24 protein-coding genes are annotated in these 21,449 nt (G+C 68.9%); 9 read left to right on the top strand and 15 right to left on the bottom strand.

Annotated features, from left to right (window positions below; all coding sequences use genetic code 11):
- The first annotated feature begins 62 nt into the window (after window positions 1-62).
- Entirely contained in the window at window positions 63-467 is a 405-nt protein-coding gene (locus ABD172_RS11755; protein WP_344309856.1) for a universal stress protein, read from the top strand.
- Window positions 468-587: 120 nt separating this feature from the next.
- Here the strand turns inward: ABD172_RS11755 and sucD are convergent, their stop codons facing one another.
- Window positions 588-1,487 (bottom strand): succinate--CoA ligase subunit alpha, encoded by a 900-nt coding sequence (gene sucD, locus ABD172_RS11750; protein WP_344309854.1) that lies wholly within the window; start codon window positions 1,485-1,487, stop codon window positions 588-590.
- 44 nt (window positions 1,488-1,531) lie between these two features.
- Window positions 1,532-2,698: an ADP-forming succinate--CoA ligase subunit beta gene (sucC, locus tag ABD172_RS11745; protein ID WP_344309852.1), complete on the bottom strand. Its 1,167-nt coding sequence runs from the start codon at window positions 2,696-2,698 to the stop codon at window positions 1,532-1,534.
- Window positions 2,699-2,907: 209 nt separating this feature from the next.
- Between sucC and ABD172_RS11740 the strand changes: the two genes are divergently transcribed.
- From ABD172_RS11740 to ABD172_RS11730, 3 genes are read left to right on the top strand one after another with little or no spacing between them, the layout of a single operon-like run.
- The gene (locus ABD172_RS11740; RefSeq protein WP_344309881.1) at window positions 2,908-3,399 is read left to right on the top strand and encodes a MarR family winged helix-turn-helix transcriptional regulator; all 492 of its coding nucleotides are present in this window, start codon (window positions 2,908-2,910) and stop codon (window positions 3,397-3,399) included.
- The gene (locus ABD172_RS11735) at window positions 3,392-4,129 is read left to right on the top strand and encodes a tyrosine-protein phosphatase (protein WP_344309850.1); all 738 of its coding nucleotides are present in this window, start codon (window positions 3,392-3,394) and stop codon (window positions 4,127-4,129) included. The genes ABD172_RS11740 and ABD172_RS11735 overlap by 8 nt, the downstream gene beginning before the upstream one ends.
- Before the next feature lie 30 nt (window positions 4,130-4,159).
- Complete coding sequence (locus ABD172_RS11730) at window positions 4,160-4,915, top strand: hypothetical protein (RefSeq protein ID WP_344309849.1); 756 nt, start codon at window positions 4,160-4,162, stop codon at window positions 4,913-4,915.
- A 52-nt stretch (window positions 4,916-4,967) separates the two neighbouring features.
- On the opposite strand, the gene ABD172_RS11725 is transcribed toward ABD172_RS11730, so the two are convergent.
- The 9 genes from ABD172_RS11725 to ABD172_RS11685 form a co-directional block, all read right to left on the bottom strand.
- Entirely contained in the window at window positions 4,968-5,480 is a 513-nt protein-coding gene (locus tag ABD172_RS11725) for a hypothetical protein (RefSeq protein ID WP_344309847.1), read from the bottom strand.
- Window positions 5,481-5,731: 251 nt separating this feature from the next.
- A complete protein-coding gene (locus ABD172_RS11720) occupies window positions 5,732-6,100 on the bottom strand; it encodes a hypothetical protein (RefSeq protein ID WP_344309845.1) in 369 nt (122 codons plus the stop codon).
- Window positions 6,101-6,176: 76 nt separating this feature from the next.
- Window positions 6,177-6,356 (bottom strand): hypothetical protein, encoded by a 180-nt coding sequence (locus tag ABD172_RS11715; RefSeq protein WP_344309843.1) that lies wholly within the window; start codon window positions 6,354-6,356, stop codon window positions 6,177-6,179.
- Window positions 6,343-6,624 carry a hypothetical protein gene (locus tag ABD172_RS11710; RefSeq protein WP_344309841.1) on the bottom strand — a complete coding sequence of 94 codons (282 nt, stop codon included), beginning with the start codon at window positions 6,622-6,624 and terminating at the stop codon, window positions 6,343-6,345. Before ABD172_RS11710 ends, ABD172_RS11715 begins: the two co-directional genes overlap by 14 nt.
- Window positions 6,625-6,783: 159 nt before the next feature.
- A complete protein-coding gene (locus tag ABD172_RS11705) occupies window positions 6,784-7,605 on the bottom strand; it encodes a hypothetical protein (protein WP_344309838.1) in 822 nt (273 codons plus the stop codon).
- A gap of 123 nt (window positions 7,606-7,728) precedes the next feature.
- A complete protein-coding gene (locus tag ABD172_RS11700) occupies window positions 7,729-8,103 on the bottom strand; it encodes a hypothetical protein (RefSeq protein ID WP_344309836.1) in 375 nt (124 codons plus the stop codon).
- Window positions 8,100-9,206, bottom strand: a complete 1,107-nt coding sequence (locus ABD172_RS11695; RefSeq protein WP_344309834.1) for an adenosine deaminase — start codon at window positions 9,204-9,206, stop codon at window positions 8,100-8,102. Before ABD172_RS11695 ends, ABD172_RS11700 begins: the two co-directional genes overlap by 4 nt.
- 5 nt (window positions 9,207-9,211) lie before the next feature.
- Window positions 9,212-10,414: an amidohydrolase gene (locus tag ABD172_RS11690; RefSeq protein ID WP_344309832.1), complete on the bottom strand. Its 1,203-nt coding sequence runs from the start codon at window positions 10,412-10,414 to the stop codon at window positions 9,212-9,214.
- A 46-nt stretch (window positions 10,415-10,460) separates the two neighbouring features.
- The gene (locus ABD172_RS11685) at window positions 10,461-11,690 is read right to left on the bottom strand and encodes a mannose-1-phosphate guanylyltransferase (RefSeq protein ID WP_344309831.1); all 1,230 of its coding nucleotides are present in this window, start codon (window positions 11,688-11,690) and stop codon (window positions 10,461-10,463) included.
- Between the two features lie 278 nt (window positions 11,691-11,968).
- Here ABD172_RS11685 and sdhC point away from each other — a divergent pair, with 278 nt between their 5' ends.
- The 5 genes from sdhC to ABD172_RS11660 all read left to right on the top strand — a co-directional run bounded on the left by sdhC (window position 11,969) and on the right by ABD172_RS11660 (window position 16,833).
- Window positions 11,969-12,346: a succinate dehydrogenase, cytochrome b556 subunit gene (gene sdhC, locus ABD172_RS11680; RefSeq protein WP_344309829.1), complete on the top strand. Its 378-nt coding sequence runs from the start codon at window positions 11,969-11,971 to the stop codon at window positions 12,344-12,346.
- Between the two features lie 4 nt (window positions 12,347-12,350).
- Window positions 12,351-12,800 carry a succinate dehydrogenase hydrophobic membrane anchor subunit gene (locus tag ABD172_RS11675; RefSeq protein WP_344309828.1) on the top strand — a complete coding sequence of 150 codons (450 nt, stop codon included), beginning with the start codon at window positions 12,351-12,353 and terminating at the stop codon, window positions 12,798-12,800.
- Window positions 12,801-12,831: 31 nt separating this feature from the next.
- Complete coding sequence (sdhA, locus tag ABD172_RS11670) at window positions 12,832-14,598, top strand: succinate dehydrogenase flavoprotein subunit (RefSeq protein WP_344309826.1); 1,767 nt, start codon at window positions 12,832-12,834, stop codon at window positions 14,596-14,598.
- The gene (locus ABD172_RS11665; RefSeq protein WP_344309824.1) at window positions 14,598-15,374 is read left to right on the top strand and encodes a succinate dehydrogenase iron-sulfur subunit; all 777 of its coding nucleotides are present in this window, start codon (window positions 14,598-14,600) and stop codon (window positions 15,372-15,374) included. The genes sdhA and ABD172_RS11665 overlap by 1 nt, the downstream gene beginning before the upstream one ends.
- Before the next feature lie 145 nt (window positions 15,375-15,519).
- Window positions 15,520-16,833 carry a D-alanyl-D-alanine carboxypeptidase family protein gene (locus ABD172_RS11660; protein ID WP_344309822.1) on the top strand — a complete coding sequence of 438 codons (1,314 nt, stop codon included), beginning with the start codon at window positions 15,520-15,522 and terminating at the stop codon, window positions 16,831-16,833.
- 92 nt (window positions 16,834-16,925) lie between these two features.
- Here ABD172_RS11660 and ABD172_RS11655 read toward each other — a convergent pair whose 3' ends face one another.
- From ABD172_RS11655 to ABD172_RS11640, 4 genes are all read right to left on the bottom strand, one after another.
- Window positions 16,926-17,969 carry an App1 family protein phosphatidate phosphatase gene (locus ABD172_RS11655; RefSeq protein WP_344309820.1) on the bottom strand — a complete coding sequence of 348 codons (1,044 nt, stop codon included), beginning with the start codon at window positions 17,967-17,969 and terminating at the stop codon, window positions 16,926-16,928.
- A complete protein-coding gene (locus ABD172_RS11650) occupies window positions 17,966-19,060 on the bottom strand; it encodes a CobW family GTP-binding protein (RefSeq protein ID WP_344309819.1) in 1,095 nt (364 codons plus the stop codon). Before ABD172_RS11650 ends, ABD172_RS11655 begins: the two co-directional genes overlap by 4 nt.
- 1 nt (window position 19,061) lies before the next feature.
- Complete coding sequence (locus tag ABD172_RS11645; RefSeq protein ID WP_344309818.1) at window positions 19,062-20,750, bottom strand: amidohydrolase; 1,689 nt, start codon at window positions 20,748-20,750, stop codon at window positions 19,062-19,064.
- Window positions 20,751-20,824: 74 nt separating this feature from the next.
- The gene (locus ABD172_RS11640; RefSeq protein WP_344309817.1) at window positions 20,825-21,442 is read right to left on the bottom strand and encodes a 2'-5' RNA ligase family protein; all 618 of its coding nucleotides are present in this window, start codon (window positions 21,440-21,442) and stop codon (window positions 20,825-20,827) included.
- Window positions 21,443-21,449 lie beyond the last annotated feature (7 nt).

The raw sequence follows: 21,449 nt of genomic DNA, 5'->3' as shown, positions 1-21,449 counted from the left end.
ATTCCCCGTGGCTCCACAGGTGCATCACGACCGGAAACCCCACCCACCGAAAGGCAGGACCAATGACGATCCTCGTCGGATACACCCCCAGTCCCGAGGGCGACGCCGCCCTGGAGTTCGGTATCTCCGAGGCCCGCGCGCACGGGGACCGACTCCACGTCATCAATGCCGGGATCGGCGAGGGCCGCTCGGTCGACGAGAAGGGACTGTGCAACGCAGAGGGCCTCGCGGAGGTCCGCGCCCGACTCGAGGCCACCGGCGTCGACTTCGAACTCTCGCAGTACCTCCGGGGCAAGGACGCCGTCGACGAACTCGTCGACGCCGCCACGGCGGATCCCGGCACCCGGATGATCGTCATCGGCTCGCGCCGTCGCTCCCCCGTCGGCAAGCTCATCATGGGCTCGACCGCCCAGCGCATCATCCTCGCCGCCGAGGCGCCCGTCGTCTCCGTGAAGGCTCCCGCCTGAGCACTCCCGAGCTCTCCTGAGCCTCCGGGCTCCCCCGAACTCCCCCGGGTGTTCTCCCGCGGATGCAGGAAGGCCCCGCACTGCCGAAGCAGTACGGGGCCTTCCGCGTGGAACGGGACCTCAGGCGCCGAGGAGCTCGCGCATGAGCTGCGCGGTCTCGGTCGGGGTCTTGCCGACCTTGACGCCGGCGGCCTCGAGGGCCTCCTTCTTCGCCTGGGCGGTGCCGGCGGAACCGGACACGATCGCGCCGGCGTGACCCATGGTCTTGCCCTCGGGTGCGGTGAAGCCTGCGACGTAGCCGACGACCGGCTTCGTCACGTTCGCCTTGATGAACTCGGCGGCACGCTCCTCGGCGTCGCCACCGATCTCACCGATCATGACGATGGCCTCGGTCTCCGGGTCGGCCTCGAACGCCTCGAGCGCGTCGATGTGCGTGGTGCCGATGATCGGGTCACCGCCGATGCCGATCGCGGTCGAGAAGCCGAGGTCACGGAGCTCGTACATCATCTGGTAGGTGAGCGTGCCGGACTTCGAGACGAGGCCGAGCTTGCCCTTGCCGGTGATCGTCGCCGGGATGATGCCGGCGAGCGAGGCCTCCGGGGAGATGATGCCCGGGCAGTTGGGACCGATGATGCGAGTCTTGTTGCCGGTCTCGCAGGCGTGTGCCCAGATCGCGGCGGAGTCCTGCACCGGGATGCCCTCGGTGATGATGACGAGGAGGCCGATCCCGGCGTCGATCGCCTCGATCGCGGCGTCCTTCGCGAAGGCCGGCGGCACGAACGCCACGGACACGTCGGCACGGGACTTCTCCATGGCCTCGGAGACGGAACCGAAGACGGGGAGCTCGACGGCGTTTCCGTCCTTGTCGGTGTGGGAGACGGTGGTGCCGGCCTTGCGTGCGTTCACGCCGCCGACGACCTGGGAACCTGCGGCGAGCATGCGGGCGGTGTGCTTGGTGCCTTCACCGCCGGTGATGCCCTGGACGATGATCTTCGAGTCCTGGGTGAGGAAAATTGCCATTGTTCTGTGAACCTTTCGAAGTTCTCTTGTCAGTCCAGGGAGGGTCAGGCGCCCGCCAGCTCGGCGGCCTTGTCCGCGCCACCGTCCATGGTGTCCATGAGGGTGACGAGCGGGTGTGCGGCGTCCTTGAGGATCGCACGTCCCTCTTCGACGGCGTTGCCGTCGAGGCGGACGACGAGCGGCTTGGTGGCGGCGTCACCGAGGATCTCGAGGGCCTTGACGATGCCCTTGGCGACCTCGTCGCACGCGGTGATGCCACCGAAGACGTTGACGAAGACGCTCTTGACCTGCTCGTCCCCGAGGATGACGTCGAGGCCGTTGGCCATGACCTCGGCGTTGGCGCCACCGCCGATGTCGAGGAAGTTCGCGGGCTTCACGCCGCCGTGGTTCTCCCCGGCGTAGGCAACGACGTCGAGGGTCGACATCACGAGGCCGGCACCGTTACCGATGATGCCCACCTGGCCGTCGAGCTTCACGTAGTTGAGGTCGAGCTGCTTCGCCTTGAGCTCGAGCGGGTTCTCCGCCTCGATGTCGCGCAGGTCCTCGTGGTCGGCGTGACGGAAGGAGGCGTTCTCGTCGAGCGAGACCTTGCCGTCGAGCGCCAGGATGGAACCGTCGCCGGTCTTGACGAGGGGGTTCACCTCGACGAGGGAGGCGTCCTCCTCCTTGAAGACGGTCCACAGCTGCTGGAGGACGGGAGCCACGGCGGCGCCGGTCTCCGCCTCGAAGCCGGCCGCGTCGACGATCTCCTTGGCCTTCGCCTCGTCGATGCCGGTGAGCGCGTTGACCTCGACCTTCGCGAGGGCCTCGGGGCGCTCGACGGCGAGGGTCTCGATGTCCATACCGCCCTCGACCGAACACATCGCGAGGTAGGTACGGTTCGCGCGGTCGAGCAGGATCGAGAAGTAGAACTCCTCGGCGATGTCCGCACCCTCGGCGATCATGACCTTGCGGGTGATGTGCCCCTTGATGTCGAGACCGAGGATCTCCTCGGCCTTCTCCTTGGCCTCTGCCGGGGACTTGGCGAGCTTGACACCGCCGGCCTTGCCGCGGCCGCCGATCTTCACCTGTGCCTTGACGACGACGGTGCCACCGCCGAGTTCGGTCGCTGCTGCTTCGGCTTCCTCGGGGGTGACGGCAACCTTTCCCTTGAGCACGGGCACGCCGTGCTTCTCGAAGAGGTCACGGGCCTGATACTCGAAAAGATCCACGAATCTTCCTTTTCGTCCGCGTATGTGTGAACTGGAGAACCTTGCGGTCGTGCCACAGCCTAGACCGGAATGGCCCCGAGGAATATTCGACGAGGCGTAGAGAAGGAACGGTTCCGCGCCTCGGGAGGGGACCGCTCGGTCCCCGAACTGCGGCGTTCCGATCAAGAATCTTGATGCGCAGTATCTTGATGACGACGTATCATGAGCGCATGGACGAGGTCGACCGGATCGTAGCCGCGTGGCGCCACGAGCGCCCGGATCTCGACGTCGCCCCGATGGAGGTCCTCTCCCGGGTCTCCCGCCTCGCCCGGCAGCTCGACCTGGCCCGCAAGGCGACGTTCCAGGAGCACGGCCTCGAGGTGTGGGCCTTCGACGTCCTCTCGGCCCTCCGCCGCGCCGGCTCGCCCTACCAGCTCTCCCCCTCGCAGCTCATCGCCGAGATGATGGTGAGCTCGGGAACGATGACGAACCGCATCGACCGCCTCGCCGCCGGCGAGCTCGTCCTGCGCCGTCCCGATCCGAACGACCGTCGCGGCATCCTCGTCCAGCTCACGGAGGCCGGGAAGGAGAAGGTCGACGGCGCTCTCGCGGACCTCCTCGTCCACGAGGCCGCTCTGCTCTCGGATCTCACCCGTGCCCAGCGCTCGAAACTCACCGAGCTCCTCCGTATCCTCTCGATCGGCTTCGAACACGATGACTGACCGGTTCCCGGCGGTCCCCGGCGCGCTCGGCCTGCGCGACCTCGGCGGGCTCCCCCGCTCCGGTAACGAGGCGCCCACCCGTTCCGGCACCGTGTTCGCCGGGGGCCGGCGGGAGCGGCTCACCGAGGACGGTGTGCGGGCCCTGGGGCGCCTCGGGGTGGGGATCGTGCTCGACCTGCGGACCGCGGAGGAACACGGCCGGAGGCCGTCGGACCCGGTGACCGACGAAGCGCTGTGGGACACCTTCGAGATCCACGACGGACAGATCGAGGACTTCACGCTCGAGGAGTACACCGCGGCACTCGACTGGCCGTTCCTCAATCATCCGAAGCACTACCCGTTCCTCCTCGCGCACTTCCCCGACCGGCTCGCGGCGGCAGCCCGCGTCCTCGTCCGCGCCGCGGACCGCGGCGTCGGGGTGTACGTGCACTGCTCGGCGGGGCGTGACCGGACGGGCCTGTTCGCGTCCTGGTTGCTCCAGCTCGCCGGCGTGGAGATCCCCGTGATCGTGACGGAGTACGTGCGCTCCCTCGGCGTCGTGAACGACCACCACCGCACCTCGGGCCATCCGGTCGAGCACTTCATGCCGCCCGAGGAGTTCGGACCCTGGTCACAGGAACGGGCCGAGGCGCTCTCCGCGTTCCTCCGCACGCATCCCGCGCGGCCGACGCTCTGCCGGCTCGGCCTCAGCGCCGGGGAGATCGACGCGCTCGCGTCCCTCCTCGCGTAGAACCGCCTGCCGCTCCCCTACTCTGGTGCCATGAGACGCACGCACTTCCCCTTCGCACCGGCGCTCCTCCTCACGGGGGCGCTCGTCCTGTCCGGATGTGCCACGACGGGCACCGAACGCGGTGCGGGAGCGCCGGGATCCGCCGGGTCCTCCGCGAGTGCCGACACCCCGGACGGCGCGGAGACGAACGCCGAGGCTCCCTCGGTCGAGGCGGCCCCCGAGGGAGAACCGCAGGTCGAGATCGTCGACACGAGCCCGGGCGGGCCGAAGGAGCAGGATGCGCTGTGGGCCGGTCTCGAGGAGGCCGCGGCCGGGAACGGGATCGCCTACCTCGACGTCCATCTGCGGTCGGCAGCCGCGAGCGCCGACACCGGAACGGTGCCCCTCACCCCGGACACCCCGGATTCTGTCACCGTCACGGTTCCGGAGGACGGGCTCGACGACTCCGCGAGCCCCTGGTACCGGATCACCGGCACCTTCTCCGTCGAACAGATCGCGGAATCGGCGTTCGTCCTCGAGACGCAGTCCACCGAGATCGACGCCGACCTCGAACTCAGCGGCCCGAGCACCGAGGAACGCTGCACCGCCGAGGGCGCGAACGAGGACATCATGGGGGCCGCCGAACGACTCGCGGAGGATCCCGGCGCGCACGAGGAACTGCGCTCCGAATGGGGTTCCTCCCCCGAGGTGTGGTGGGGGATCCAGCTCACCGCCGGGTCCCTGCGGTCCTCGGACGGCAACTTCGCCGGGGACTTCCTCTCGACGGCCTGCGCCGACTACCTCTGAGAGAACGGCCCGGTCCTCCGCGGGTGCGTCCCGGTCCGGGGGGCACGGGGGCTCAGGGCACGTAGATCCGCGTGGGTTCGGTGATCTCCCGGTCGAGTGCCTCGGCGCGCGCGGTGGACCGCAGACGGCTCCGCTCGGCCCGTTCGGCACGCCGTTGCACACGCTGCTCCCGTACCCGCTCCCGCGCGAACACGATCTCCGCGCGCTCCGCACGGGCCGTCTCCGGGTTCGCCCGGGAATCGGCCCAGCCGCAGAAGATCACGAGCGCCGTGGCCACGAGTGCGGAGGTCGGCAGGAGGAAGAGCCACAGTGCCGAGGGGTACGCGGCACCGAGCAGCAGAAGTGCTCCTGCGAGCGCGCTCTGGACAGCGGCGTTCGTCGCGAGGACGGCCGTCGCCCGGAGCCTGCCCCACCGCGCGAAGGCGACGTAGAGCCCGAGCGGCACGATCACCGTTGCGGCGAGGGGGAGGGAGACGAGCGCCGCCGCGACGAGGCCGGCGACGATCTCGAGGACGAGCGCGGCTTCGATCCACACCAGTCCCGCCTGCCGGCCGATGTGGAACACGCGGGTATTCCGATCCGTGTTCAGGCTCCGATGGTCGGTCGCGGAGAGTCCACGGTGCGCGCGTGTCCGGTCCGTGTGTTCCGAGTGTCCCGCGAGGTGAACGACAGGGGTCCCGTCCACAGTCACCGTGCAGGGAGCGGTCAGCGGGTTCACGGACGGTGTGCCGACGGTGGGGTCCTCGGGCACGGCGTCATCGAGCACAGAACGGTCTCCTTGTCGGCAATCGGTGGTGTCTGCAGGCGGTGGTGGGGTCATCGACGTCGCTGTTCCCTCTCGTAGCGCCACACGTCCGGGAACTTCAGCCGGTCGATGACGAGCAGCACGGTGGCGATCGCGGAGAGGACTGCGAAGAGGAACGTGAGCACCAGCACGAGGCGGAAGAGTCCCGACGAATTCGCGGCGGTCGGGTCGTCGGAGGGGAGGAAGCTCGCGAGCATGAGGAGAACGGTCCACCCTCCCGCGCCCACTGTCGTGAGGACCCACGACAGGTACCGGAAGCGAGCCGAGAGGATCCAGTCGACGACGAGGAACCCCGTGGTCGTCCGCACGGGGCGCCTGTGGTCCGGGAGTCCGACGAACACGATGGTCCTCCTGATGAACGGACGCTGCGGAGTGGTCACCCCCAATCCTGTCCGCACCGGGCTGTCCGCCGTCACCGGAGGTGTTCCCGACCGGACACAAAACGCACCGGACCGGTCACCTCGTGCGGGCCAGGCGCTTGCGTTCCTTCTTCTGCCACCGGTCGAACAGATACGCGTCGGCGTTCTTCACACGATCGATCACCCCGAGTACCGTCCCGGTGAGTCCGCAGACGGACCCGAACAGCATGACCGCGAAGACCACCCGCACCCACAGGGACTCGTCATCGGAGAACATCCAGAAAATCATTGCGGAAGCGATGACGGCGTGAGTGAGCGAACTGAGAACCCACCCGAGGTAGGGGGAAGAGGTAACCGAGCAGCGCATCGACCGCATAGGCGACCAGTGGGGGCAGGCCGACCACGAGCAACATAAAGCCGAATACCGCGCCCCCGAGCACCCCAGGTTCCGGGTACACCGCAACCATCAGGACCAGGAGGACGAACACCACCGCACAGGCGAGGAGATAGAGCGTGAAGATCGTGAAGGCGGTCCAGGAGAACACGCGCCCGGTGGTGAGCAAGACCGTCGACGACCGCTGGGCGGGCGGAGGTCCGAAAGCCGGCGGCGTCGCGCGAGAACCCGGGTGCGGTGGTGGCCCGGGAACGTGACCGCGCGGAGGACCGGAAGGTGGTGGTGGGACGGTCATGGGGAGGTACGCAGCCTACTTCCTGGTGTGCGGGAAATTCTGGTCGAGGAACGAGTCGTACACGGTGGGGTCGGGTTCTGCGGCGCCCGGCCCCCGCGGCGGTCCGGCCTCCCACGGGGGAATCGGTTCGGCCGACGGCCCGGAAGCAGCACGCTCCTTCGACGCCTTCGACACGCCCGCCCGACGGTCCACCTCCGCCCAGTGCTCGGGGTTCGCCGCGATGTCCGCGCGACGGAGGAACAGCGCACCGGCGGAGCCGGCGATCGCGAGCAGTGCGAGGCACCCGGTAACGATCACCCACCCGGTGAAGAATCGCCCCGAACCGGAACCGAAGAGCCCCATGAACGAACCGCCGATCCACGGAGCGCGGACGAAGAGGCCGATCGCGAGGAGGAGCTGGAACCCCGCGTGCGGGCCGTGTGTCCACCACGGGATCCTGCGCTCGCAGATCGGCAGGTAGATGAGGAACCCGAGCACGACGAGCGTGAGCACGACGGGGACGACGGTGAGGAGCCAGGCCCCGGACCCGAGCGAACTGAGCGTGAGGACGAGGGTGAAGAGCCCGCCGAACAGGACGGCGCACCCCCCGATGAGAAGTTCGAGTCCGAGCGCGGAGTACAGGACGACGAGGCTCACCGTGCGCCACGCGCTGAAGAGCTTCGTACGCCGCGGCGGGAGCGGTGGCGCCACCGGAACGGGCGGTCGCACCTGCACGACCCGGACGCCCGGCGGCAGCGGCGGGCGCCCCGGGGGGCCACCGTGCGGAGGTGGACCGCCGTGGAACGGGGGCATCGGTTGCTGCGGCATCCGGTTGGGAGGTCCCGGTTGCGAAGTCATGCGTCCATCATTCCAAAGACCACGGACACGGGCCCGGCGAACACTGTCACAGTCCGGTCACTCACGGTCCGTGGCGGAGTCCCGGCCCGGTCGGAACGCACGGTCCCCGGCCCGGTCGGGGCGTCATTCGCGGCCGAGGTTCGCCTCGTAGAAGCGGACGACCGACGGCAGGAAGAGGCTCACGAGACCGAGTGCCGCGAGCACGATCGCGACGACGCCGATCCACTGCCCGGCGGCGAATCCGCCGAGCACCATGAGCACCTGCCACGCCACCGAGGCGGGGCGCGCCCACCGACGCATCCGGAACAGCCCGAGTGCGACGCCGAACAGGCACACCCCGAGGAGGAGGAACATCACCGCGAGTGCCACGAGCGAGGTGCCGAGGTTCCCCGCCCCGATCGCGACGACGACGAACACGACGGAGATCACCGCGAGTGCGAGGGCCTCGAGGGCGACGACCCCGGCGGCGACGAACAGTCCGAGCGGCCGGGTGATCACAGCGAGATGCGGGCGAAGCCGGGGATGACGACCTCGTCGATGAGGCGTTCGCGTTCGTCGAGCGGCAGGAAGGCGTTGCTGATCGCGTTCACCGTCGCCCATTCGAGGTCGGCCTGGTCCCAGCCGGCGCGGTCCACGAGGAGGCGCATCTCCCGGCTCACCGAGGTCGCCGACATGAGGCGGTTGTCCGGGTTCACCGTGACCGCGTAGCCGAGCGCCTTGAGGCCCGTGATCGGGTGGTCCTCGATCGTGTCGGCGGCACCGGTCTGGAGGTTCGAGGAGGGGCACACCTCGAGCGGGATCTGCCGGTCGAGGACCCAGGCGGCGAGGCGTCCGAGTTCGCCGCGCCCGTCGACGACGTCCATGTCCTCGACGATCCGCACGCCGTGGCCGATGCGCTCCGCGTGGCACACCTGCACGGCCTCGAGGATCGACTGCACGCCCTCGGCCTCCCCGGCGTGGATGGTGACGGGGAACGAGGCGAGGTGGAGGGCGTCGAACGCCTCCTTGTGGTTCGTCGCGGGGAAGCCCTTCTCCGCACCGGCGATGTCGAACCCGACGACGCCGGAGTCCCGGTGGCGCAGCGCGAGCTCCGCGATCTCCGACGAGCGGTCCGCATGGCGCATGGCGGTGATGATCTGACCGGTGAGGATCGTCCGTCCCTCGTTCGCGGCGATCGCCATGCCGTCCTCGAGCCCTCGCTGGACGGCCTCCACGGCCTCGTCGAGGGTGAGGCCCGCGGTGAGGTGCTGTTCGGGAGCCCAGCGCGCCTCGGCGTAGAAGACGCCGTCGGCGACCTGGTCGAGGACCCACTCACGGGCGACGCGCTCGAGCGCCGGCGCGGTCTGCATGACCGCGATCGTGTGGTCGAAGGTCGTGAGGTACCGGACGAGGTCACCGGAGTTCGCGGCCGCGGAGAACCACGTCCGGAGTTCCTCCGGGTCCGTGGTCGGCAGCGTGTGGTTCACCTCGGCGGCGAGTTCGACGATCGTCGCGGGGCGGAGTCCGCCGTCGAGGTGGTCGTGCAGCGACACCTTCGGCAGCTGGAGAATCGGGTCGTCGGCCTGGACTCCTGCGGGAGTCGGAAAGAGTTCGTGATCCACGCGCCTCAGCCTACCGGAGCGACCGTGCCGGCGGACCGTTCGGTGAGCGCCGCGAGCGCGGTCGCGACGAACACCCGGACCCCGGTCGGCACCGCCCGTTCGTCGACGAGGTAGTCACCCTGGTGGATGTCGTAGGTGCGTCCACCCGGGGTCCGGGTCCCGAGGCGCACGAGCGCGCCCGGGCAGTGCGTGAGGTACCACGCGAAGTCCTCCCCGCCCATCGACTGCGGGGTGAGTTCGACGGAGTCCGGGCCGAGCTCCCCGCGGACCGCGGTCTCGACGAGCATGACCTGCGGTTCGGTGTTGACGACCGGCGGGACACCGCGGCGGTGTTCGAGGTCGACGGAGACGCCGTAGGGACCGGCGATGCGTTCGACGAGATCGGGGAGCACCTCGGCGGCCCGGTTCCATCCGGCGGTGTCGAGGCAGCGGAGGGTGCCCTGGAGCAGCCCCTCGTTCGGCACGACGTTCGGGGCATGGCCGGCGGAGATCTCTCCCCAGACGAGCGAGATCGCGTGGCGCGGGTCGATGAGCCGCGAGAGCACGGCGGGCAGATCGGTCGCGAGCTTGCCGAGCGCGTACACGAGGTCCTCGGTGAGGTGGGGACGCGAGGTGTGGCCGCCGTGCCCGGTGAGGCGGATGACGAGGGTATCGCCGGCTGCGGTGATGGGCCCGATGCGGGAGCCGACCTTCCCCACGTCGACGTTCGGATCGCAGTGGAGGGCGAAGACCTGGGGCACATCGTCGAGGACACCCTGTCCGATGACCTTGAGCGCCCCGCCGGGGGTCACCTCCTCGGCCGGTTGGAACACGACCCGGACCCGGCCGCCGAGGCCGCCGGGGACACCTCCGACGGTGTCCATGCGATGGAGCACGAGCGCCGCCCCGAGGAGAGCGGAGAGGTGGACGTCGTGCCCGCACGCATGTGCGACGCCGGGGACTGTCGAGGTGAAGGGGGTGTCGGTCTCGTCGTCGACGGGCAGTGCGTCGATGTCGGCACGCAACCCGAGCGCGACGGGCCCGACCCCGATGTCGCAGACGACGCCCGTTCCCTCGAGCCTGCGCGGTGCCAGACCGGCGGCCTCGAGGCGTTCGAGAATCCTGTCGGTCGTGCGGGTCTCCGCATAGGACAGCTCGGGGTGGGCGTGGATGTCCCGGCGGAAGGCGAGGAGTTCGTCGAGGAAGGGAGCGAGGGCGTCGGTGATCACCCCACCAGGGTAGGTGCCGCACACCGTCACATGACGTTCTGTGACGTCAGAGCACGTCGGTGCGTCCGAGGCGTTCCGCCGCCTCGACCGCCCGCTTCACGTCCTGTGCGTGCGAGCGTGCGGCGACGAGGAGCACGTCGTCCGTCTCCACCACGACCACGTCGTCGAGCCCGACGAGCGCGACCACCTTGTCCCGGGCCCGGGCGGGGCGTTCGTCGAAACCGGCGATGACGACGCCCGAGGCGTCGACGTCGACGACCTCCACCCCGTCGCCGATCGTGAAGACCCCGGTCCGCTCCCCGCGCACCGGCTGCCGGAGGTTCGCGACCGAGTCGAAGTCCCCGACGTCGTCCCACCCGAAGTCACCCGGCACGACGACGACACGGCCGGCCGCGGCCGCCGGTTCGGCGACGACGTAGTCGATCGCCCGCTTCTCGAGGGTCGGCCAGACCTCGTCCATGACGGCCGTGCGGGCCCCCTCCCCCGCGTCCCAGACGTCCGCGATCCGGCGCAGACCCGCGAAGAGGTCGGGCGCCTCGGCGGCGAGGAAGTCGAGGAGCGCGGAGACGCGGGCGATGAACATGCCGGCGTTCCAGCGGTACCGGCCGGAGTAGACGTAGGACCGGGCGCGCTCGGCCTCGGGCTTCTCGACGAACTCCTCGGCCCGGCGGGCCGTCGGGGCGCAGCGGATCCCGAGGCGCCCTCCCGTCCGGATGTAGCCGTAGGCGGTCGCCGGGTACCGGGGAGTGATGCCGACGGTGACGATGTCCCCGGTCGTCGATGCCGCGACGACGGCCTGCTGGATCACGTGCCGGAACTCCTCGACGTTCGTGATCGAGTGGTCTGCGGAGAACGATCCGATGACCGCCTCGGGGTCCCGGTCCGCGATGAGCATGGCCGCCAGCCCGATGGCCGCCGCCGAGTCCTTCGGACCGGGTTCGGCGACGAGGTTGGCCGGAGCGAGCCCCGGCAGCTGCGTGGTCACCGCATCGGTGTGGGACCGGCCTGTGACGACCCATGTGTGCGCGGCACCTGCGAGCGGTTCGACACGGTCCCACGTCGCCTGGAGCAGTGTGCGCCCCGTTCCGAGGATGTCGTGGAGGAATTTCGGCGACGCCCCCCGCGAGAGCGGCCACAGCCTGGTACCCGAACCACCGGCGGGGATCACCGCGTGGAACGCGACTCCGGCGAGGGGTTCCTCGGCGGCGGGCACGCCGGCACCGGACGCCGCGGTGTTCGTGGGCGACGGGGGACGTCGGTCGGTCGAGTCGGTCATCGGGCCATTGTTTCCCACACGGGTCGTCGGACGCGGTGACCGGCCCGTGTGTCGCGCCGGATTCGTCCGGACCGTGGGACGTGTCACCGCGAATTAAGGCAGCGTTCGTTTTGCATAAATCGGAAATGAGACGCACGGCTCACAGTGCGGGCGTGTCGTTTCGTGGAATTCCCAGGCGATTACAAGGCAACGCGCGTTTTCGATTGGATACCTTGCGGATTCCGGCGTAAGTTCAGCGCGTAAATATGACGTCCGTCTTCTCACTTGGAGGAAGCCCCGTGGCCAAAGCGTCAACGGGCACTCTGTACCGGGGAAACGAAGGCATGTGGTCCTGGGTCGCGCATCGCGTGACCGGTGTGGCCATCTTCTTCTTCCTGCTGGTCCACGTGCTCGACACTGCACTCGTTCGCGTCTCGCCGGAGGCGTACAACGCCGTCATCGCGTCGTACAAGACCCCGCTCATGGGCATCGGCGAGATCGGCCTCGTCGCGGCGATCGCGTACCACGCGTTCAACGGCCTGCGTGTCGTTGCTGTCGACTTCTGGAAGGGCGGCCCGAAGAACCAGCGCAAGCTGTTCTGGGGCGCCATGATCGTCTGGCTCGTCGTCATGATCGGTTTCGTGCCGCGCCAGCTCATGCACATCTTCGGAGGTTGATCTGATGAGCACTACGACCATTCCCACCCCGCGCGCCGGGTACCAGCGCTCCAAGTCCTCGCGCTCGAAGTTCGAGCTCACGGCCTGGGCCTTCATGCGTCTCTCGGGCGTCGTCCTCGTTGTCCTCATCTTCGGCCACCTCTTCGTCAACCTCTGGATGGGCGAGGGCGTCAAGGCCATCGATTTCGGCTTCGTCGGCGGCAAGTGGGCGAACCCGTTCTGGCAGATCTGGGATCTGCTCATGCTGTGGCTCGCGATGCTGCACGGCACCAACGGAATGCGCACGATCATCGCCGACTACGCGGAGAAGCCCGCCACGCGCGGCACGCTCTCGGTGATCCTCTACGTCGCCTCCGCCATCATCCTGGTGCTCGGCACGCTCGTGATCTTCACCTTCGAGCCCTGCCCGCCCGGTGCCGATCCGGCGCTCCTCGCGTCCTTCTGCAACGCCTGATCCGGCGTTCCTCTAAGGAGTATCGATTTCAATGCAGGTACATGAGTACGACGTCGTCATCGTCGGTGCCGGCGGCGCCGGTATGCGTGCGGCGATCGAGTCGGGCCAGCGTGCACGCACCGCGGTCCTGACCAAGCTCTACCCCACCCGGTCCCACACCGGCGCAGCGCAGGGCGGCATGTGTGCAGCCCTCGCCAACGTCGAGGAGGACAACTGGGAGTGGCACACCTTCGACACCATCAAGGGCGGCGACTACCTCGTCGACCAGGATGCTGCCGAGGTCATGGCCAAGGAAGCCATCGACGCGGTCCTCGACCTCGAGAAGATGGGTCTTCCCTTCAACCGCACCCCCGAGGGCAAGATCGACCAGCGCCGCTTCGGTGGTCACACCCGTGACCACGGCAAGGCGCCGGTCCGCCGTGCGTGCTACGCCGCGGACCGCACCGGTCACATGATCCTCCAGACCCTCTACCAGAACTGCGTCAAGCACGGCGTCGAGTTCTTCAACGAGTTCTACGTCCTCGACCTCCTCATGGTCGAGGAGGACGGCGTGAAGAAGGCCGCCGGTGCGGTCGCCTACGAGCTCGCCACCGGCGAGATCCACGTCTTCCGCTCGAAGGCCGTCGTCTTCGCGACCGGTGGTTTCGGCAAGGTCTTCAAGACCACCTCGAACGCCCACACCCTCACCGGTGACGGCGTCGCGGTCACCTTCCGCCGCGGCCTCCCGCTCGAGGACATGGAGTTCTTCCAGTTCCACCCGACGGGCCTCGCCGGCCTCGGCATCCTCCTCTCGGAGGCGGCCCGCGGTGAGGGCGGCATCCTCCGTAACGGTGACGGTGAGCGCTTCATGGAGCGTTACGCCCCCACCATCAAGGACCTCGCCCCCCGTGACATCGTGGCCCGTTCGATGGCCAACGAGGTCCGCGAGGGCCGCGGTGCAGGCCCGAACAAGGACTACGTCCTCCTCGACCTCACGCACCTCGAGCCCGCGCACATCGACGCGAAGCTCCCGGACATCACCGAGTTCGCCCGCACCTACCTCGGCGTCGAGCCCTACACGGAGCCCGTCCCGGTCTTCCCGACCGCGCACTACGGCATGGGTGGCATCCCGACGAACATCGATGCCGAGGTCCTCCTCGACAACGACACCGTCGTCCCGGGCCTCTACGCCGCCGGTGAGTGCGCCTGCGTGTCCGTCCACGGTTCGAACCGCCTCGGCACGAACTCGCTCCTCGACATCAACGTGTTCGGCAAGCGCGCGGGCCTCGCCGCCGCCGAGTACGTGAAGACCGCGAAGCTCCCCGAGCTTCCCGAGGACGAGAACCCGGCCGAGTTCGTGCAGACCATGGTGGAGACCATGCGGTCGTCGAACGGCACCGAGTCCGTCGCCGCGATCCGCAAGGACCTCCAGGAGACCATGGACGCCAACGTCCAGGTGTTCCGCACCGAGGAGACCCTCCGCACCGCTCTCGCGGACGTCGAGGCCCTTCGTGAGCGTTACAAGAACGTCGGCATCCAGGACCGCGGCTCCCGCTACAACCTGGACCTCCTCGAGGCGATCGAGCTCGGCTTCCTCCTCGAGATCTCCGAGATCGTCATCGTCGGTGCCCTGCACCGCAAGGAGTCCCGCGGTGGACACTTCCGTGAGGACTTCCCCGACCGCGACGACGCGAACTTCATGAAGCACACCATGATCTACAAGGATCCCGAGGCCGAGGTCGAGGGCATCAAGGGTCTGCGCATGGAGAACAAGCCCGTCGTCGTCACCCGTTACCAGCCGATGGAGCGCAAGTACTGATGACCGCTACCGCTGAACCCGCATCCAAGATCGAGCTCGCCTCCTCCGGTGACGCCGGGGCCATCGCGCGCTTCGACTGCACCATCCGCATTGCTCGCTTCGATCCCGAGAAGGACCAGGAGCAGCACTGGGAGGACTACCAGGTCACGATGTACGGCACGGACCGTATCCTGGACGCCCTCCACAAGATCAAGTGGGAGATCGACGGTTCGCTCACCTTCCGCCGCTCCTGCGCACACGGTGTGTGCGGCTCGGATGCCATGCGCATCAACGGCCGCAACCGCCTCGCGTGCAAGACGTTGCTCAAGGACCTCGACACCAGCAAGCCGATCACCGTCGAGGCGATCAAGGGCCTTCCGCTCGAGAAGGACCTCATCGTCGACATGGAGCCGTTCTTCCAGTCGTACCGCGAGATCATGCCGTTCCTCATCACGACCGGGAACGAGCCGACTCATGAGCGTCTGCAGTCCGCCGAGGACCGTGAGCGTTTCGACGACACCACCAAGTGCATCCTCTGCGCGTCCTGCACCTCGTCCTGCCCGGTCTTCTGGACCGACGGTCAGTACTTCGGTCCGGCCGCGATCGTGAACGCACACCGGTTCATCTTCGACTCCCGTGACGAGGGTTCCGACCTCCGTCTCGAGGTGCTCAACGACAAGGAGGGCGTGTGGCGTTGCCGCACCACCTTCAACTGCACCGACGCATGCCCCCGTGGCATCCAGGTGACCAAGGCGATCGCCGAGGTCAAGCAGGCGCTACTGCAGCGCGCGTTCTGACCCGCCTGCCCAGCGCGCGGTGAGTGCACCGCGCCCACGCGAGCCCGTTCTTCCGCACGGAAGGACGGGCTCGCGTGCTTCTGCGCGCAGGTCCTGCGACCCGACCTCCGCGGTTCTCCCCGTACCCGCGGGTAGACTCCCGCTCGTGTTCTCCCGTTCCCGCCCCCGAGGCGCCGCGTCCCGCTCCGGCACCACGCGCCCTTCCCACCCGCTCACGGCACCGGTCGTGCGCGTCCTCGCGCTCGCACTCGCGCTCGTTCTCGGAACGGCGACGACGACGATCGGCTTACCGTGGGGCGCCTCGGCGGTACCGGCGCACGCGGCCTTCGCGCCGGCGAGCGCACAGCCGGTCTACGTCTCCCCCGATCTCTCGGACGGGAAGCCTGCTCCGCAGCCCGTGGCCGGTGCGTGGATCGTCGCCGACATGGATTCCGGGCAGGAGTTCGCGGGATCGGCAACCGACAAGCAACTCGCCCCGGCCTCGACGATCAAGCTGCTCACCGCACTCGCGCTCATCGACGTTCTCGATCCTGAGGACCGGTACACCGTCGTGTACGAGGACATGCTCGTCGACGGCACGAAGGTCGGCCTCATGCAGGAGAACACGTACCGCATCGACACCCTCTTCCACGCGATGCTCATGGCCTCGGCGAACGACGCCGCCCATGCACTCGGCAACGCCGCGGGCGGGCAGGCGAAAGCGGTCGAGCTCATGAATGCGAAGGCCGCAGAACTCGGGATGACGGGCACGGTCGCGCGGAACACCTCGGGCCTCGATGCCGAGGGACAGGTCATGACGGTGACGGATCTCCTCATCGTGTCGAAGGCGGTCATGGAGAACGACTACCTCATGCGGGTGATCGGGACCGAGACGATGGACTTCCCCGGGCACGACCTGCCCTCCGGGGAGCACGTACCGGGATACCAGATCCAGAACCACACGAAGATCGTCGGCGCGGTGCCCGGCGGTATCGGGATGAAGAACGGATACACGCGGGCCGCCGGCGGATCCTTCGTCGCCGTCGTCGAACGCGACGGGCGGACCTACGGCGCCGCGGTCCTCGGTGCCGCGAACAAGACACGCGAATCCAGTGTCGACCTCATCGAATGGGCGTACAACCAGGCGGAGCTGCCCGACCTCGGGACCGTGCCGCTCACACCGGAGGAGGCGGGCACGGACTCGTCCCGCGGCGCCGCCCGGGGCGAGGATGCCGCGGGTGCCCGCGCCGGTGGGGACGCCTCGGGTGCGGTGGACACCACCGCCGAGGCGGCTTCGGCCGACGAGACCACCGCACCGGAGGCCGCAGCAGCCGGGCAGGGCATGCCGCTGCCCGCCCGTTCGATGCTCGTGGTTCTCGGCGCGCTCGTCCTCGCCGCAGGGGGCTTCGTCCTTCTCATGGCGCGACGGGCCGCGGCGCGGGAGTCCGGACGGCACCGCTCCCACGGACCCAAGCACTGAGCACCGGAGCATTCGCGCCGAGGCGTTCGGTGTCGCCGATCGTGCGTGAAACCGGCCGGAATCCGCATGATCGGCGACACTGAACGAACGAATCAGCTGAGGATGCCGCGCTCGGTGAGCTTCGACGCGAGGCCCGCGCCGTCGGAGGCGTAGACCCACGGCACGCCGTGACCGTTCCCGGAGCGACGGGAGCGGCCACCGGCCCAGACGGCTTCTCCCGCGGTGAGCTGCCGGATCGCCACTGCGGTGACGTTCTCCGGGTGGTTGTCGACGAACTGGGCGTAGATCTCCTCGTCGTGCTGCCCGTCGTCGCCGATGAGCAACCACTTCATGTCCGGGAACTCACGGGCCAGCCGTTCGAGCGACGCCTGCTTGTGTTCCTGACCCGAGCGGAACACGCGCGTGGCGGTCGGACCCCAGTCGGTGAGGAGGAGCGGTCCGTCGGGGTACATGTTCCGGGAGAGGAAGCGCTTGAGCGTCGGCTGCACGTTCCACGCCCCCGTGCTCAGGTAGAGGATCGGGGAGTTCGGGCGCAGGTATGTGAGTCGGTCGTAGAGCACCGCCATCCCGGCAACGGGCGAGCGCGCGTGCTCGTCGAGGACGAAGGAGTTCCACGCCGCGAGGAGCGGACGCGGCAGGGCGGTCACCATGACGGTGTCGTCGATGTCGGAGATGATCCCGAACTTCTGGTCCTCACCGATGATCCGCACCGTCGCGGTGTCGACGAGGGAGTCGTCGGTCCACATCTCGAGCTGCACGGAGCCGGGGGCGAACTCGCCGGGGATGACCGCGTCGACGATGCCACCGCGATCGGCCTTCACCTGGTGCTCGACGCCGTTCACGCGGACGGAGGCGGTGTCGAAGCTCAGCGGCACATTGCCGAAGGAGCGCCACCCCCGGATGCTCTTGCGGAGGTCCGCCGCCGGCATCCCGCTCTTCGTGAGGACGATGCGGGCGAGCACCCGGATGCTCGATTCCGTGCCGTAGGAGTCGTACGCGATGACGGTACGTTTCCAGCCGTGACGCAGGGCGCGGTCGCGGGCCCATACGTGGTACTTGTCCTCGATCCTGGCTGCGGTGTGCAGCACCTCGGGGGCGAGGTTCTTCGGTATCTGACTCTGTGCCACGCCGGTCATTCTCTCACGGGGGTCGTTGCAGGCCGGTGAACGGCGGGGGCGGGCGGCGCGAACGCGTGATCCAGCAGCGCGTGGTCGTCCAGCGTGCGTTCGACGGCGTCCAGGCGGACACCGGCTCCGGCCCCGCCGGCGATGAGGACGAGGCGGCCGAGGGTGTTCCGGTCCCGCGGAGTGCGCACGTCGTCGATCGTCACGCGCCGCCCTGCGACATGGACGGCTGCGTAGGTGCCGTCCTCCAGGTCGACGATCGTCTTGGCCCGTTCGAGTGAGTCGACGCACGCGCCGAGAACGGACACGAGGGCGTCGATGTCCGTGGGGCGTCGCAGCACGAGGGTCCGGGACTCGTGGTCCGTGGCGGTCACGACCTCGTCCGCCGTCCCGGCCGTGACCTCCGCCGTGGAGTGGGTCTCGAGCCCGGAGTGGGTCTCGAGCCCGGAGTGGGTCTCGGGCCCGGAGTGGGTCTCGGGCCCGGAGTGGGTCTCGGGCCCGGAGTGAGGCCGGGATTCGACGGGAATGCCGGTGAGCGTCTCGATCCGCATCGACCGGGGGTCCGTCCGGTCGAGGACGACGGCAGCCGGGTTGAGCCTTCTGCATTCCTCGACGGTGCGGGCGAGGAGCCACTCGGGAGCGCGGTCCGTCTTGGTGAGGAGGAGGACGTCGGCCGCCGCGATCTGGGCCGTGACCACGTCGCGGACGTACTCGTCGTGCAGGCGCCTCGGCGTTTCCTCCACGTCGACGCAGACGAGTGTCGGTCCGGCGGTGAGTCCCGGGAACGTCCGCCAGCTCGACATGCCACGCGGGTCGGCGATCCCGCTGAGTTCGCACAGCACGAGTGCCACGTCGGTCCGGGCGGCGACGGCGCTCATGGTGCGTTGGACGTCGTCGGTGATCTGGCAGCAGATGCACCCGTTCGCGAGGCGGAGGACGGTGTCGTCCCCACCGACGACGAGCGAGGCGTCGATGTCCACGGACCCGAAGTCGTTGACGACGAGGGCGACCGGGGGAACGTCGGGTGTGGTCAGCACGGAGTTGATGAACGTCGTCTTCCCCGTGCCGAGGTATCCGCCGACGAGCGCGAGCGGTTTCGTCACGTCACTGCGTGTCGGTCGGGATCGTGCTCGCGTGGAAGACTCCGCCGACGACGGTGCCGCGGATGCGGATTCTGTCCATCTCCTCCGGCGGGACCGCGAGCGGGTCCTCATCGAGAACCGCCATGTCGGCGAACTTCCCGGGTTCGAGCGAACCGATCTCGTGGTCGCGTCGCAGCATGTATGCGCTCCCGAGGGTCACCGCCGCGAGCGCGGACTCGGCGGAGATGCGCTCGTGCTCCCCCATGACGCGGCCGGACATCGTCCGGCGGGTGACCGCATGCATCGCAGACCTCAGGGGTCCGAGCGGGGTGACGGGGGTGTCCGAGTGCAGGCTGAACGGGACCCCGAGGCGCTCGGCCGTCGCGGCCGCGTTGTTCCGTCTGGCCCGGTCCGGTCCCATCGTGAGGTCGAGGTGCTGATCGCCCCACTGGAAGATGTGGTTCGAGAAGATGTTCGCGCACGCCCCGAGCGCTTTCATCCGTCGGTACTGCGCGGGTGTCGACATCTGCGAATGGGTGACGGTGTGCCGGTGGTCGGGGCGGGGTGAGGCGGTGAGGACCGCCTCGAGCGTGTCGAGGAAGAGCTGCGTGGCCTGGTCACCGTTGCAGTGGACGTGGATGAGGAAGCCGGCCTCGTGGAAGGTGCGGAACGCCGCGTGGAACTCCTCCGGGGTGATGTTCCAGATCCCGTTGGGTTGGTCCCCGAAGTACCCCGGCGCACGCACGCGTGCGGTGAACCCCTGGAGGGTGCCGTCGAGCATGAGCTTGACGTTCCCGAACCGGAGTTTCTCGGTCGAGGCCTCTCTGAGGGCGGCGAGGCGCCGGGCGTCGGCATCGAGGGTCGTCGACACCGGGCCGGAGCCGCCGCCGAAGTGGAAGACGTCCATCCGCACGGGGAAGTCCTCGCCCACGGTACGGGTGTACATCTCGACTCCCGCGTCGTCCATGAGCACGCGCGAGCCGAGGTCGGTCACGGTCGTCGTTCCCGTGTTGACCGCGTCCTGGGCATAGATCCGGAGGGACTCGGCATCGACCGAGAGCAGGCCGCGGTCGCCCGCGACGTCCGCGACGAGGGCCATGGCTGCCGGTTCGTGGAGCTCACCCGTGAGCACTCCGGAGGAGTCCCGTCCCACGCCGATCGTGCTCACCGTGGCGTCGACACCGCAGGCGGCGAGCGCCGCGTGGTTCACGGTGTAGGCGTGGCCGCTCGCGTGATTCACGCAGACGGGACGCGTCGTCGACACCCGGTCGAGGTGGTCGGCGGACAACAGTGCCTCGGTGAAGTAGATGGGGTCGAGGCCCCAGGCGACGAGCGGCGTGTCCGGGGAGTCGAGGGTCGCCTCGGCCTCCTGCAGGCGTTCGACGATCGCGTCGATGGACCGGCAACCGGGCCAGAAGCGGCCGCGCGGATCGGTGCGGTCGACGAATCCGACGTAGGTGCCCTGCCACACGTTGCCGGTGCCGGCGTGGCCGTGGGCCTCGACGAAGCCGGGGAGCAGGACGGCGTCGGCGAAGGACTCGTCGAGGACGGCATGCGGATAGGTGAGGAGTTCGTCGACGGAGCCGACGGCACGGACGGTCGAACCACGGACGGCGATCGCCTCCGCTGTGGGAACGGCGGGATCCATGGTCCGGACGAGCCGGGCGGGATACACGATGGTCGGCACCGGGGAGTGTGCGCTCGTGGTCACTTCGGTCCTTCGGGGTGGGGATGACGGGGAGGGATGTGATGTCCCTCACCACGATAGCCCGGAGGGCCGTGATCTCACGGGCCGAACGGCACCCGGTCGAACAGCTCCCACTCCTCGTCGGATCCGCTCACCCCGTCCTCCCCGACGCTCGTGCCGTGGAAGTACACACCGAACCCGTGGACCATGAAGCTCGCATCGAAGTCCGCGAGGGACTCGAACGCCTCGTCGAGGACGGGCTCGGGCAGCCCCTGCGCGATCGTCACGTGCGGGTGGTAGGGGAAGCTGAGCGGCTGGTTGAGGACACCTGTCCGCAGCCGGGCGGAAAGCTGTTCGCACTCGACGATCCCGCGCGCGACCGCGATGAAGACGACCGGGGAGGTCGGCAGGAACGTCCCCGTCCCCCGCAGACGGATGACGAACGGTGAGGTCTCGTTCGCAACGCGCCGGATCTCCTCCCGGACCACCGGCCACGAGTGCACGGGGATCTCCATCGGCGGGATCACGGTGATGTGCGCCGGCACCGTCCGTGCCGCCTCGTCGCCGAAACCGAGGCGCACGCGCCGCAACTGCCCCGCGAAGGGTTCCGGCAGCTCGAGCGTCACCCCGATGGACACCATGCCGTTCTCATCGGGTTCGGGTGCCGTCGGTGCCCCCGGCGGCGGTCCCCACTGCGGGGCGAAGGACGCGGTCACCGGCGCC

This window comes from Brevibacterium samyangense (assembly GCF_039529845.1).
GTDB classification, from domain to species: domain Bacteria; phylum Actinomycetota; class Actinomycetes; order Actinomycetales; family Brevibacteriaceae; genus Brevibacterium; species Brevibacterium samyangense.
This window is presented reverse-complemented; position numbering and strand designations above follow the sequence as displayed.